Raw genomic sequence first — 13,143 nt, forward strand, 5'->3', positions numbered from 1 at the left:
AGGCTAGAAGGCGGTTACGCATAACAATCATTTTTGACCCGTACTTGAGAGTGACACATGTCTGCCCCTCCCCAGTCAGACGGTCGCCACAAACCCAACACAGAAGTGTCGGTCAAGCGGTGCAATAAATAATCTTACGAAATCACGACGTTATTCTTTCACAGTGTCGTTACGGTCACCGATATATTGAAATCTCGCTGTTATTTGTTGACTGTTGTTCTCTCAATCATCTCCAGAGCGCTGCCTGATCCAGAACGGCAGCTCGCTGATGCCATTTAGCGCACCGAAACGGGCGTGGTTCTCGGGCGCATCCGCGAGTTCGTGGGCCCAGGTGATGACGTAGGGGATGTGGACGGCGAAGGCGCCGGCCTCGAGCGCGGGAAGAACGTCCGACTTCATGGAGTTGCCGGCCATGACGGCCTCATCCGCGCCGGTGCCGTGGCGGGCGAAGACGCGGTCGTAGGTCCGGTGATCCTTCTCCGAGACGATCTCGACGGCGGCGAACAGGTCGCCGAGTCCGGACGCCGCCAGCTTGCGTTCCTGATCCAGCAGGTCGCCCTTGGTGATCAGCACCAGCCGATACCGCTCAGACAGGGCGGCCAAGGCCTCGTCCACGCCGGGCAGGGTCTCGACCGGGTGGGCCAGCATCTCTCGCCCCGCGGCGAGGATTTCCCGTACCACCGAGGCCGGCGCCTCGCCGCCGGTCAGTTCCATGGCCGTCTCGATCATCGACAGGGTGAAGCCCTTCACCCCGTAGCCGTAGAGCCGCAGGTTCCGCTTCTCGGTCTCGGCCAGCCGTGCCTCCAGCGTATCGCGATCGGCATGGTCGGCGAGCAGGGCCACGAACCGGTCGTGGGTCAGCCGGAAGATGGTCTCGTTGTGCCAGAGGGTGTCGTCGGCATCGAGGCCGACCGTGGTGATGCTCATGCTGGCTTCCTGGCCCATGCGGGCCGGAGGATGCAAGCCGCCAGCCAAAGGTCGGACGGCGCCAGATCGGGACGGGTCATGGTCAACGGTGTTTGACCATGTTCGTGAGCGATGTGTTTTCTGATTGAGGCGCGAAATGGAAGGGCGAGGGGGATCGTGTTGGACCGGCTTGGAGAAGCGGTCATGAGTCGTATCGGGGGCGAAGCCCATCTTGCCCAGGGCTCCACAGACGCTGAATACGCGCGCGATCCGCTGCGGGCGCCGCTCGGCGAGCGCCGATCCTACGCCGCGCCCTATGAGAGCCTGACCTTCACCCTTCTGACCCGCGCCCGCCGCGAGTTGACGGTGACGCTGGCCGCCCAGCCCGTGTTCGACCTGAGCCTCTCCGTCCCGGTCAGCCGCCGCATTCGCCGCACGGTGCGCCATCGGGGCGGCGAGACGGCGCTGGCGGCGCTGGGTCGCCGCACGCTGGAGCCCACGGACCTGAAGCGGATCGACCTGCAGACGCTGAGCCACGGTCTCGATCTTCTGCACCTCGGCTCGGACGACAGCGGCGTCCTGCCGGCGTTCTGGCGCACGGTGGCCTCCAGCGGGGGGCGGTTCGCCCTGTTGTGCACCGAGCTTCAGCACGGCGCCGCGCCGGGCGCCCTGCTGGTCGAGGTCATGGGCGGGCTGGAGCAGGCGCCGCCCGAGAGCATCGACGAAGCGATCGCCCATTTCGAGACCTCGGCCCTGGGCGTCATCCTGCATATCGCGCCGGACGCCGGGGCGGCCCGGCGTCTGGCGGACGTGCGCGCCCGATGCCTGGCCATCGATTTCGCCGGCGTCGCCCACGAGAGCCCGCGAGAGTGGCTGGACGCCGCGGCGCTGATCGGCGTCGCGCGCGACGCCTGTCCGCAGGTCATGCTGCTGAACCTGCGGCCCGATCGCGGTCTGGCGGCCCAGGCCGCCGGCGCCACCCACGCCGTCTTCGCCGGCATGGATGCGATCACGGTCTGAGATCGGTTGACGGGAAGGGCGGGCCGGGGCCTTGATCCCGGCCATGCAGGCCACGCTTCCCGCCCGATTGTACGGCTGTCCCGACGCCTGGGCGCGCGAGCGTTCCGCCGTGTTCGGAACGGCCTGGCTGTTCCTCGGCCATGAAGCAGAGGCGCCCGCTGTCGGCGACTGGATCGCGACCGACGTCGCGGGGCATCGCCTGCTGGCGGTTCGGGGCAGGGACGGCGCGCTGCGAGCCTTCCACAACGTCTGCCGCCACCGGGCTGGACCGCTGGTCACGGGCGCGAGCGGGCATTGCGGGGGCGAACTGGTCTGCGCCTATCATGGCTGGCGGTATGCGCTGGACGGACGGCTGAGGGCGGCGACGGGATTCGGCGCGGCGGAGGGGTTCGATCCGCGCGAATTCGGCCTGCTGGCCCTGCGGCTGGAGACCTGGCGCGGGCTGGTCTTCGCCACGATGGACGGGGAAGCCCGGCCGCTGGCCGATCATGTCGCCCCGCTGGAGGCTCTGCTGGCCGGACGAGGCCTGAAGATCCCCGCGCCGGCGCTGCGCCGCGCACACGATCTGGCCTGTGACTGGAAGACCTATGCCGAGAACTATCTCGAGGGCTACCACATCGGCTCGGTCCATCCGGTGCTGGCCGATGAACTGGGCGCGGCGGAGTACCGGGTGCGGGTCGAGGGCGATCTGGTGGTGCAGGAGGCGGTCGGGGTCAATGACGGGCCGCAGGCGGGCGTCTGGGGCTGGCTGTGGCCCAACCTCGGCATCAACGTCTATCGCGACGGGGCCATGATCGAGCGGATGACGCCGGTCGGGCCGGGCCGGACGCGGCTGGACTATCTGTTCCTCAACGACGGCGGCGAAGGCGCGCTGGGCGAGGCCCTGACCGCGTCGGACCGGCTGACGGCAGAGGACGCCGCCATCTGCGAGGCGGTGCAGCGCAATCTGTCGGCGGGCGCCTATGATCGCGGCGTGCTCAGCCCCAATCACGAAATCGCCCTGGCCTGGTTCCAGTCGCGGATCGCGGAGGTTCATCCATGAGCGACGTCGTCGAAGACCGGCACAAGCTGGGCTGGGGTCTCGCCGCCCTGGTCGTGGCGGGGAACATGATCGGTTCGGGCGTCTATCTGCTGCCCGCCACCCTGGCGCCGGTCGGGTCGTCGAGCGTGGTCGGCTGGGGCGTCGCCGGGCTGGGAGCCGTGACCCTGGCCCTGGTGTTCGCGGCCCTGGGACGGCTGCAGCCGGACGCGGACGGCCTGTCGGGTTTCGCCGAACGGGGTCTGGGACGGTTCTTCGGCTTCCAGACGGCGCTGGCCTTCTGGACCGCCTGCCTCGTCGGCAATGTCGCCATCGCTGTGGCGGCCACGGGCTATCTCGGTTTCTTTTTCCCCGTCTTGAAGGAGCCGGTGGCGGCGACGTTCTGCAACCTCGGCCTGATCTGGTTGACGACGGGCGCCTATATCCTCGGGGCGCGGGCGGCGTCGCGGTTCGCGGCCCTTGCCCTGGTCATCGGCCTTGTCCCCCTCGTCATCGCCGTCGCCGCCGGAATCTCGGCCTTCAACGGGGAGACCTTCGCGGCCTCCTGGAGCCCGTCGGGGAACAGCCTGGCCGAAAGCGTGCCCGCGTCCCTGGCCGTGATCTTCTGGGCCTTCCTCGGCGTGGAGACGGCGGCGGTCCTGTCCGCCCGCGTCCGCAATCCGGCGCGCGACGTCGGCCGTGCCTCGATCGCCGGCGTTCTGTTGGCCTCGCTCGTCTATGTGGCGGCGAGCGTGGCGGTGTTCGGGGTGATCCCGGCAGGCGTTCTGGCGGAATCCTCCAGCCCCTATGCGGATCTGACGGCGCGGGTGTTCGGGGCCTCGATCGGCGCGGCGGTCGCGGCCTGCGCCGTGATCAAGGCGGTCGGCACGCTGAGCGGCTGGGTGATGCTGGGCGGAGAGACGGCGCGGGCCGCCGCGCGGTCCGGCTATCTGCCGTCAGGCTTCGGTCACGGCGAGCGGACGCCGATCGTCAACCCGCTGCTGGGCGGGGCGATCATGAGCATCGTGGCCGTACTGTCCGGCCAGCCGACCCTGGGGGGCCAGTTCGGCATGCTGGTGGGCGTCACCTCGGTGCTGAGCCTGGTGGTCTACGGCCTGTGTTCCGCCTCCCTGTTCCGGCTGGCGCGGTGGACCCGGGCGCGGTTCATCGCGGCGCTGGGCCTGCTGTTCGCCACGGCCGCCGTGGCCGCGGCGGCGCCCGGCTACATCCTGCCGACGGCGATCTTCTTCGTCATCACCAGCGGGGCCTGGTTCGCCTTCATGCGGGGCAAGCCCGCCAACCCGGTTGACCCGGCGGCGGCGGCTCACTAGCAAACGCGCCGTTTGCTCGCCGGGATTCGGTGATAGAGAGCGCCCCATGACCACCCAACTCCTCCCCGGCGTCACCGGCGTGCTCGCGCTCGCGGACGGCACCATCCTGCAAGGCATCGGCTGCGGCGCCGTGGGCTCGGCCCTTGGCGAGGTGGTCTTCAACACCGCCATGACCGGGTATCAGGAGATCCTGACCGACCCGTCGTACATGAGCCAGATTCTCGCCTTCACCTTTCCGCACGTCGGCAACACCGGGACCAATGTCGAGGACATTGAACAGATCGGCGGCGGCTCGGACACCTCGGCGCGGGGCGCGATCTTCCGCGACGCGCCGACCGATCCGGCCAACTGGCGCAGCGAGAGCGATTTCGACGGCTGGATGAAGCGGCGCGGCGTGGTCGGACTGGCGGGCGTGGACACCCGCGCCCTGACCGCCCGCATCCGCGACATGGGCGCGCCCCACGCCGTGATCGCCCACGACCCGTCCGGACAGTTCGACCTCGACGCCCTGGTCGCCCAGGCCCGCGCCTGGACCGGCCTTGTCGGGCTGGACCTGGCCAAGGACGCCTCGACGCTGCAGTCGTTCGACTGGGACGAGGGGCTGTGGGACTGGCCGGAAGGTCATCCGCGCGTCGACGCGACCGACAGGTCGGTGGTCGTCGTCGACTATGGCGTGAAGCGCAACATCCTCAGGGCGCTGGCCTCGACCGGCGCGAAGATCACCGTGGTGCCGGCGACGACGACGGCCGAGCAGATTCTGGCGCGCAAGCCCGACGGCGTGGTCCTGTCGAACGGTCCGGGCGATCCGGCGGCCACCGGGGTCTATGCCGTGCCGGAGATCAGGAAGCTGGTCGACAGCGGCACGCCCCTGTTCGGCATCTGTCTGGGTCACCAGATGCTGGCGCTGGCGCTGGGCGCGAAGACGGTCAAGATGGATCAGGGCCACCACGGGGCCAATCATCCGGTCAAGGACCTGACGACCGGCAAGGTCGAGATCGTGTCGATGAACCACGGCTTCACCGTCGACCGCGACAGCCTGCCCGATGCGGTCGTCGAGACCCACGTCAGCCTGTTCGACGGCACCAACTGCGGCATCGCCCTGAAGGACCGCCCGGTGTTCAGCGTCCAGCACCACCCCGAGGCGTCGCCCGGACCGACCGACAGCCTGTATCTGTTCCAGCGTTTCGCGGACTCGATGAAGGGCTGATCCGCCGTCTGGCGCGCAGGCGACGCCCATAGCAGTATGCGGCGACCGACCTCGGGGGAGGACTCGCCGTGACTGCACAGCCTCTGGAAGCCGCGCACGACGCGCCCCTGGCTTCGCCCGCCGGCGTCGGAGGCGTGACTCGGTCCGGGGCCGCCCGTATCGACGCCATCGACAAGCTGCGGGGGTTGATGATCGCGCTGATGGTGCTGGACCATGTGCGCGACTTCTTTCACTGGACGGCCTTCACCGCGGATCCGCTGGGGATGGATTCGGGCGATCCGGCGCTGTTCATGACGCGGTGGGTGACGCATCTGTGCGCCCCGACCTTTGTCTTCCTCGCCGGCGTGTCGGTGTTCCTGCAACGGGCCAACGGCAAGAGCCGGGGCGAGCTGACCCGCTTTCTGGCGACCCGAGGCGCCTGGCTGATCCTGCTGGAAGTCACGGTGGTCACATGGGGCTTCAACTTCGGCGGCGGCGTCTTCCTGCAGGTGATCTGGGCTATCGGAGCCTCGATGCTGGCCATGGCCCTGCTGATCTGGTTGCCGCGGATGGTCTTGCTGGCGCTGGGCGTCGCGATCATCGCCGGGCATCAGCTGCTGGCCCCGGTCGACCCGCCGGACCTCGGAGCCCTTGCCCCTGTCTGGAGCGCGACGCTGGAATTCGGCCCGGGGCTGGGCGGGTTCGTCGCCTATCCCTTCGTGCCCTGGCTGGGAGTCATGCTGCTGGGCTACGGGCTGGGCAGCCTGTTCCAGCAAGCGGACGGGCCGAGGACCCGGACCATCCTCATGTTGACCGGCGGGATGCTGGTCCTGTTCGCCCTGGTGCGCGGTGCCAATCTGTACGGCGATCCGCGGCCCTGGGCGGCGCAGGCCGAGCCGCTCTGGACCGCGCTGTCCTTCATCAACGTCAGCAAATATCCGCCTTCGCTGGACTTCGTGCTGGTCACCCTGGGCGTGTCGCTGACCCTGCTGCCGCTTCTGGCGCATTTGGGCGGACTGCCGGCCCGGGTGCTGCTGGCGTTCGGGCGGACGCCGCTGTTCACCTATGTGCTGCACGTCTTCCTCGCCCACGGGCTGGCGCTGGTCGTGGGGGCGATGATGGGCGTGCCGCCGTCGGCCTTCTTCAACATGCTGGGCGACCCCAGCCGGGCCATTGAGGCCGGCTGGGGCTTCGGTCTGGCCGGAGTCTATCTCGCCTGGCTGGCGGTGCTGGCCATGCTCTATCCGCTGTCGCGCTGGTTCGAAGACGTCAAACGCCGCCGCCGCGACTGGTGGCTGGGGTATTTGTAGGGAGCTGCGCGAAGCGCCAGGCCGCGTCGGGCCGGGAGGTCCCGGAGGGCCGACGACCGCGGCCCACCCTCAAGGCAGGGGCGCGAAGCTCTTCTCTTCCCGGAGAGCGCAGGCCTTGCGGACGGCGACGGGCGCGGCGTGCAGCCAGTAGTCGGCGTCTTCCAGCCGGTTGTTCCGCAGCCGCTCGGCGCCGCGCATGCGCCGCAGGGCGGCGTTCTCGAGCAGGCGGGCGTGCAGGGCGCGCGGCGACAGTTCGGGAATGGCGGGGGAACCGGGGACGGCGACGGTGTCGGGGCCTTGGGGCTCCACCGCCGGGCGGGCGATGGTCATGAACATGGGCAGGCTTTCATTCTCGGACGGTCCGCGGTCTTCGCCGCGGGCCCGACTGACTCCGCCCGCTTCCGGGACGGTCGGATGGTTAATCCACAGGTCTGTGGATAGTTCCCCTTCAACAGGAAAACTGTGCGCATATTCAGGCAGTTATCGCCGCGCTTTGGCCTTTCTGGTTAACGAAAGGTAAATGCGGCCAAATCCGTGAGTCGCGCGCTATAAGGCGCGGGTGCGCTTCGACGACCGCTTCCTTGAAGAACTGAAGGCCCGCCTTCGGCCGTCCGACATCATCGGACGGACGGTGAAGCTCAAGCGTCAGGGACGCGAGTATGTCGGGCTGTCGCCCTTCACCAAGGAGAAGTCGCCGTCCTTCTTCGTCAATGACGACAAGGGCTTTTTCCACGACTTCTCGTCGGGCAAGCACGGCGACGTCATCTCCTTCCTGCAGGAGACAGAGCGGCTCAGCTTCGTCGAGGCGGTGCAGCGGCTGGCGGGCGAGGCGGGCATGGCCCTGCCGGCCGAGGACCCCCAGGCGGCCGAGCGCGAGGCCAGGAAGCAGGGCCTGACCGACTGGATGGACCTGGCCCAGAAATGGTTCGCGGCCAATCTGCGCCGTTCGCCGGGCAAGGCCGCGCGGGAATATCTGGAAAAGCGCGGCCTGCCCGAGGACCAGTGGGAGCGGTTCGGCCTCGGCTATGCGCCCAATGACCGCGAAGGACTGAAGGCTGCCCTGGTCCAGCGCGGCGCCCGGCCGGGCGATCTGGTCGAGGCCGGTATGCTGATCGCCCCCGAGGGCGGCGGCCAGCCCTATGACCGGTTCCGGGACCGGCTGATGTTCCCCATCCTCGACGCGCGCGGGCGAATCGTCAGCTTCGGCGGACGAGCGATGAATCCGGACGACCGCGCCAAATATCTGAACGGCCCGGAGAGCCCGCTCTTCCACAAGGGCGCGACCCTTTACGGTCTGCCCGAGGCGCGGCGCATCCTCGGAGCCGAGTCCAGGAGCGATCAGGCGATCGTGGTGGTCGAGGGCTATATGGACGTGATCGCCTGCCACCGCGCCGGCATCCCCGCCGTCGCGCCCATGGGCACCGCCCTGACCGAGGAGCAGATGGAGCGGCTGTGGCGGGTCTCGCACGAGCCGGTGCTGTGTTTCGACGGCGACGCGGCCGGACGGCGGGCAGCGTACCGGGCCATCGACCGCGCCCTGCCGCAGCTGAAATCAGGGCGCTCATTCCGCTTCGCCCTGCTGGAGGGCGGTCAGGACCCCGACGACATCCTGCGCGACAAGGGGGCGCCCGCCCTGCGTCAGGCGATGACGACGACGCGGCCCTTCGCCGAGGTGCTGTTCCAGAAGGAGGCCGAGGTCGAGCCGCTGGATACGCCGGAGCGCCGCGCGGGGCTCAAGGGACGGCTGCGCCAGGCCGCGTCGGCGATTCAGGACAGGGATCTGGCGGAACAGTACCGCCGCGAGTTGTTCGACCGGTTCGACGCGCTGTTCCCGGCGCGGCGCGCCCCGCAGAGTCAGCCGGCAACGGGTTCCGGCGGACGCTGGCGGCCCGGACCGCCGCCCAAGCTGGGTCAGACGGCCGAGGGGGCGCAGGCGATGCAGTCGCTGAGCCGCTCGATCGAGCCGGTCGCCGCCGCACTCGCCCATGGCGCCATCGACGATCCGGAACGGATGGACGACCATCTCGAGGCCATTTCGTCGCACGGGTTCGGAGACGCGTCCCTCGACGGCCTGGCGCAGGAGATGGTTCGGCTGCGGTTCTCGGGGCAGGACCTTGACTCGGCGGCCTTGCGTCGCCATCTGGCGCAATCGGGTCATGATGCTTTAGTGCGCGAGGTCGAGAAGGCGGCGGCAAAGTCCGGCGCGCCTTTCCTGGCCGCAAATGCGCCCCTCGCCGAAGCAAGGGTCCGATGGTCGCAGGCGTTCGACGCGCTCACTCGCGTGGCGGCGCTGGAAGATGCACTGAGCTCGGCGGCAGGCATGCCGGGCCAGGATGAGGCGTTCCGCAGGCTGAAAGCCGAGCGGGATGCTTTGCGTCGCGCGATCAAAACCGGAGAGATCTGGGAAGACAGCGCGGGCTCGTAACCTTACGACCCCGTCGCGCATTGTATTTCTGTGGTCGGCCTGATCAGCCGCCCACCCGGAGAAGAGACTGTATGAGCGCCCAGACCGAGACGCAGGAAACCGAAGCCCAGAGCGACGGTCCGCTGCTCGACCTCACCGACGCCGGGGTGAAGAAATTCATCAAACAGGCCAAGGCGCGAGGCTATGTGACGATGGAGGACCTGAACAAGGTCCTGCCGTCTGAAGAGGTGACCCCCGACGCCATCGAGGACACGCTGGCGATGCTGTCGGAGATGGGCGTCAACGTCGTCGAGGCCGAGGAAGACGCCGCCGAGACGACCGAGAAGGAGGGCGGCGAGGTCGTCGAACGCGCCGAGACCAGCGTCTCCGAGACCCCGGCCAAGGCCGCCTATGATCGCACCGACGACCCCGTGCGAATGTATCTGCGCGAAATGGGTTCGGTCGAACTGCTGAGCCGCGAGGGCGAGATCGCCATCGCCAAGCGGATCGAGGCCGGCCGCGACGCCATGATCTCGGGCCTGTGCGAAAGCGCCCTGACGTTCGAGGCCATCATGGTCTGGCGCGACGAACTGGCCAACAACCGCATCCTGCTGCGCGAGGTCATCGATCTGGACGCCACCTATGGCGTGCTGAACCCCTCGTCCCTGCCGCACAACCAGCCGCCCGCGGGCGCCATTCCCGCTCCGGCGGAGGAGCCGGAAGAGGGCGCGGAGCCCAAGCCGGAAACGGACGACGAGGAGGACGAGGATTTCGACGACGGCGGCGGGATGTCGATCTCGGCCCTCGAAGCCGAGCTTCGCGACGGCGTCATGGAATTGCTGGACGCGGTCGCCGCCGACTTCGGCGCCTTCCGCAAGCTGCAGGACAAGCTGGTTGAAAGCCGGCTGAAGGGCGAGGTGCTCTCGGCCAAGGACCAGAAGGCCTATGACACGCTGACGGCGGGCATCTCGAGCCGGCTGAAGACGATGAAGCTGAACAACCACCGCATCGAGGCGCTGGTCGAGCAGCTCTACGCCATCAACAAGCGCTTGATGGGTCTGGAAGGCCGGCTGCTGCGCCTGGCCGACAGCTACGGCATCTCGCGCCCCGAGTTCCTGAAGTCCTATTTCGGCGCCGAGCTGGACCCGACCTGGGCCGACCGGGTCAAGGAAATGGGCGTGCGCTGGACCAAATTCAGCGACAATGAACAGGCCCAGATCGCCCAGATCCGCGGCGACGTCGCCGCCGTGGCCACCGAGGCCGGCCTGCCGATCGACGACTACCGCCGCATCGTCCAGACCGTCCAGAAGGGCGAGCGTGAGGCCCGTCAGGCCAAGAAGGAAATGGTCGAGGCCAACCTGCGCCTGGTCATCTCCATCGCCAAGAAATACACCAACCGCGGCCTGCAGTTCCTGGACCTGATCCAGGAGGGCAACATCGGTCTGATGAAGGCGGTCGACAAGTTCGAGTACCGCCGCGGCTACAAATTCTCGACCTACGCCACCTGGTGGATCCGTCAGGCGATCACCCGCTCGATCGCCGACCAGGCGCGCACCATCCGCATTCCGGTGCATATGATCGAGACGATCAACAAGATCGTCCGCACCAGCCGCCAGATGCTGCACGAGATCGGCCGCGAGCCGACCCCTGAGGAACTGGCCGAAAAGCTGGCCATGCCGCTGGAGAAGGTCCGCAAGGTCCTGAAGATCGCCAAGGAGCCCATCAGCCTCGAGACCCCGATCGGGGACGAGGAGGACAGTCATCTGGGCGACTTCATCGAGGACAAGAACGCCATCCTGCCCATCGACGCGGCCATCCAGTCGAACCTGCGCGAGACCACCACCCGCGTGCTGGCGTCCCTGACGCCGCGCGAGGAGCGCGTGCTGCGCATGCGCTTCGGCATCGGCATGAACACGGACCACACGCTCGAAGAAGTCGGCCAGCAGTTCTCGGTCACCCGCGAACGCATCCGGCAGATCGAGGCCAAGGCGCTGCGCAAGCTGAAGCATCCGAGCCGGAGCCGGAAGCTGCGCAGCTTCCTGGACAGCTGAGACAGACAAGGGGCGGCTCGCAGGGGCCGCCCTTTTTTCTGGCGGCGTGCGACGGCCGGGTTTGAAGGTTCATCACAAGGGGCACGAAGAATACACAAAGAACACAAAGGGTTCGGCGTGACGGAGACAGCCGGACCCGCGTCGGTCCCTGAAGGCGGCGAAGCCGCAGTTCGAGGACGGCCAAGGCAACCTCGACCGGGCCCCCGTCCCCGGTCCCGTCGTGTCCTTTGTGAACCCTTGGTGTCCTTTGTGATGAACCTCCCGGCCCCGCCTGACACCGACCGGGCGGGAATCAGCTAGCCTCCGCGTCATGCATCCCCTCCGCCTGTTCGCCACCGCCGTCTCGACGGCCCTGCTGCTGGCGGGCTGCAGCCCCATGCTGCCGGAGCGCCCGGCCCCCGCCCGTTATCCCGCCGCCCCCTCGCGCACCGAGGCGCCGCTCGTAGGGGCCCTGATCGATCTGCCGCTGGGCGGCGGGACCCGCTCGGCCGTGGCGCGCGAGGGCGCGGACCTGCAGCAGTGTATGGCGCAACTGACGGCCGCCCGCGTGACCTTCCGGCCGGTTCCCGACCGGGCGAACAGCGAGACCTGCGGCCTGAGCGCCGGCGGGGTCCTCGGCCCGGACATGGGCACGGTGGCGCGCATGACGCCGGGCGACGTCGAAATGACCTGCCAGACGGCGCTCGCCCTGAGCATCTGGCGGCGACAGTCGCTGGAGCCGGCGGCGCGGGAAATTCTCGGCTCGGACGTGGTCCAGATCGACCACATGGGGGCCTACGCCTGCCGGTCGGTCAACAACGGCGGAGTCAGCAACCGCGTCAGCGCCCATTCCCAGGCGGCGGCTCTGGATTTTTCCGGCGTCCGCCTGCGCGACGGGCGGCGCGTCGCGGTAGCGGACGACTGGAGCGGGGACAGTCCCGAGGCGCGCTTCCTCCGCCGGATCCGCGACGATGCCTGCCGGATATTCGGCACCGTGCTGAGCCCTGACTACAATGCGGTGCATCGCGACCATCTGCATCTGGAAGCGACGGACACCCGCTTCTGCCGATGATCAGTCCTGGGCGATGACTTCAAATCCCGCGAAGATCATGCGCTTGCCGTCCCACGGCGGTTCGGCGCCGCCCATCATCCGTTCGTCCTGCATCATCCTTTCCCAGCCGGCGTCCCGCGCGGCCTTGTCGGGCCAGGTGATCCAGCCGACAGCGACGCTTTCCCCATCCTGCAGGGCGACGGCGCGCTTGAAGTCGGTGACCTTGCCGTCCGGGACATCCTCGCCCCAGCATTCAGTGACCGACAGGGCGCCGTGCTCCTTGAAGATGGGTGTCATCTTGCGGGAGTGCTCCAGATAGGCCGCCTTGTTGGCCGTGAGGACAGGGATGACGGTGATGTCGAGGAAAGGCATTCTTGACGCTCCGCTGTGGGGGCCGACACTCGGGACGCGATCCCTCGCTGCTTGACCCATATTGGTGGGGCTAACGCTCGGGACGCGGTCCCTCGCTGCTTGAGCCCGGCGAGGACCGGCGGCCAGATTGGCCTCAATCCTCGATTTCGGGAAGGGGCCGGCGGCCGCGGGCGGCCATGAGGTCGGCCAGGGCCTCGTAGTGGGCGGCGATCATCAGGTTGGCGGCGCGCTCGCGAAGGTCATGGGTTTCGGCGGCGCGGCGGCGCCAGGCCTCGGCGCGGTCCCGCAGTGTGTCCTCGTCCATGAACAGTCTTCGTCGGCGGCGCGGGGAGAGGTCCCTGAACCGTCAACGATGGAGCGTGGCCGTTTCATCCCCCGGGCGGGAAGATCAGCGCCAGCCGGCGTCGCGGGCGCGTGTCTCGGCGGCGGCGTCGAGCGTCTCGCCGGCGATGGCGGCGTCGACGGCGGCCAGGACCAGGGCCGGAATGTCGGCGGCGGCGGTCGGGAGGTCTCCG

Annotated in this window: 12 protein-coding genes; 8 read left to right on the forward strand and 4 right to left on the reverse strand. The window is 68.5% G+C overall.

Translation table 11 applies throughout. The features are described from left to right. Positions 1-222 precede the first annotated feature (222 nt). Positions 223-927: an HAD family hydrolase gene (locus QQJ79_RS05470; protein WP_284221909.1), complete on the reverse strand. Its 705-nt coding sequence runs from the start codon at positions 925-927 to the stop codon at positions 223-225. A gap of 183 nt (positions 928-1,110) precedes the next feature. Between QQJ79_RS05470 and QQJ79_RS05475 the strand changes: the two genes are divergently transcribed. The 5 genes from QQJ79_RS05475 to QQJ79_RS05495 all read left to right on the forward strand — a co-directional run bounded on the left by QQJ79_RS05475 (position 1,111) and on the right by QQJ79_RS05495 (position 6,771). Then, positions 1,111-1,926, forward strand: coding sequence for a hypothetical protein (locus QQJ79_RS05475; RefSeq protein WP_284221910.1), 816 nt, complete (start codon positions 1,111-1,113; stop codon positions 1,924-1,926). A gap of 43 nt (positions 1,927-1,969) precedes the next feature. After that, positions 1,970-2,968 (forward strand): aromatic ring-hydroxylating oxygenase subunit alpha, encoded by a 999-nt coding sequence (locus QQJ79_RS05480; protein WP_284221911.1) that lies wholly within the window; start codon positions 1,970-1,972, stop codon positions 2,966-2,968. Beyond that, complete coding sequence (locus QQJ79_RS05485; protein ID WP_284221912.1) at positions 2,965-4,275, forward strand: amino acid permease; 1,311 nt, start codon at positions 2,965-2,967, stop codon at positions 4,273-4,275. The genes QQJ79_RS05480 and QQJ79_RS05485 overlap by 4 nt, the downstream gene beginning before the upstream one ends. 46 nt (positions 4,276-4,321) lie before the next feature. Then, the gene (gene carA, locus QQJ79_RS05490) at positions 4,322-5,482 is read left to right on the forward strand and encodes a glutamine-hydrolyzing carbamoyl-phosphate synthase small subunit (protein WP_284221913.1); all 1,161 of its coding nucleotides are present in this window, start codon (positions 4,322-4,324) and stop codon (positions 5,480-5,482) included. Between the two features lie 68 nt (positions 5,483-5,550). Further along, a complete protein-coding gene (locus tag QQJ79_RS05495) occupies positions 5,551-6,771 on the forward strand; it encodes an acetyltransferase domain-containing protein (RefSeq protein ID WP_284221914.1) in 1,221 nt (406 codons plus the stop codon). Between the two features lie 69 nt (positions 6,772-6,840). Here the strand turns inward: QQJ79_RS05495 and QQJ79_RS05500 are convergent, their stop codons facing one another. Beyond that, a complete protein-coding gene (locus QQJ79_RS05500; protein WP_284221915.1) occupies positions 6,841-7,107 on the reverse strand; it encodes a hypothetical protein in 267 nt (88 codons plus the stop codon). Between the two features lie 223 nt (positions 7,108-7,330). On the opposite strand from QQJ79_RS05500, the gene dnaG reads away from it, so the two are divergent. The 3 genes from dnaG to QQJ79_RS05515 all read left to right on the forward strand — a co-directional run bounded on the left by dnaG (position 7,331) and on the right by QQJ79_RS05515 (position 12,277). After that, a complete protein-coding gene (dnaG, locus tag QQJ79_RS05505) occupies positions 7,331-9,196 on the forward strand; it encodes a DNA primase (RefSeq protein ID WP_284221916.1) in 1,866 nt (621 codons plus the stop codon). A 71-nt stretch (positions 9,197-9,267) separates the two neighbouring features. Continuing rightward, a complete protein-coding gene (gene rpoD / locus QQJ79_RS05510) occupies positions 9,268-11,226 on the forward strand; it encodes an RNA polymerase sigma factor RpoD (protein WP_284221917.1) in 1,959 nt (652 codons plus the stop codon). A gap of 310 nt (positions 11,227-11,536) precedes the next feature. After that, positions 11,537-12,277 carry an extensin-like domain-containing protein gene (locus QQJ79_RS05515; protein WP_284221918.1) on the forward strand — a complete coding sequence of 247 codons (741 nt, stop codon included), beginning with the start codon at positions 11,537-11,539 and terminating at the stop codon, positions 12,275-12,277. On the opposite strand, the gene QQJ79_RS05520 is transcribed toward QQJ79_RS05515, so the two are convergent. Together QQJ79_RS05520 and QQJ79_RS05525 are read right to left on the reverse strand one after the other, a co-directional pair. Then, positions 12,278-12,628: a DUF1428 domain-containing protein gene (locus tag QQJ79_RS05520; protein ID WP_284221919.1), complete on the reverse strand. Its 351-nt coding sequence runs from the start codon at positions 12,626-12,628 to the stop codon at positions 12,278-12,280. 133 nt (positions 12,629-12,761) lie between these two features. Next, entirely contained in the window at positions 12,762-12,932 is a 171-nt protein-coding gene (locus QQJ79_RS05525) for a hypothetical protein (RefSeq protein WP_284221920.1), read from the reverse strand. Positions 12,933-13,143: the final 211 nt, after the last annotated feature.

It is taken from the genome of Brevundimonas denitrificans, from assembly GCF_030160755.1.
GTDB lineage: Bacteria > Pseudomonadota > Alphaproteobacteria > Caulobacterales > Caulobacteraceae > Brevundimonas > Brevundimonas denitrificans.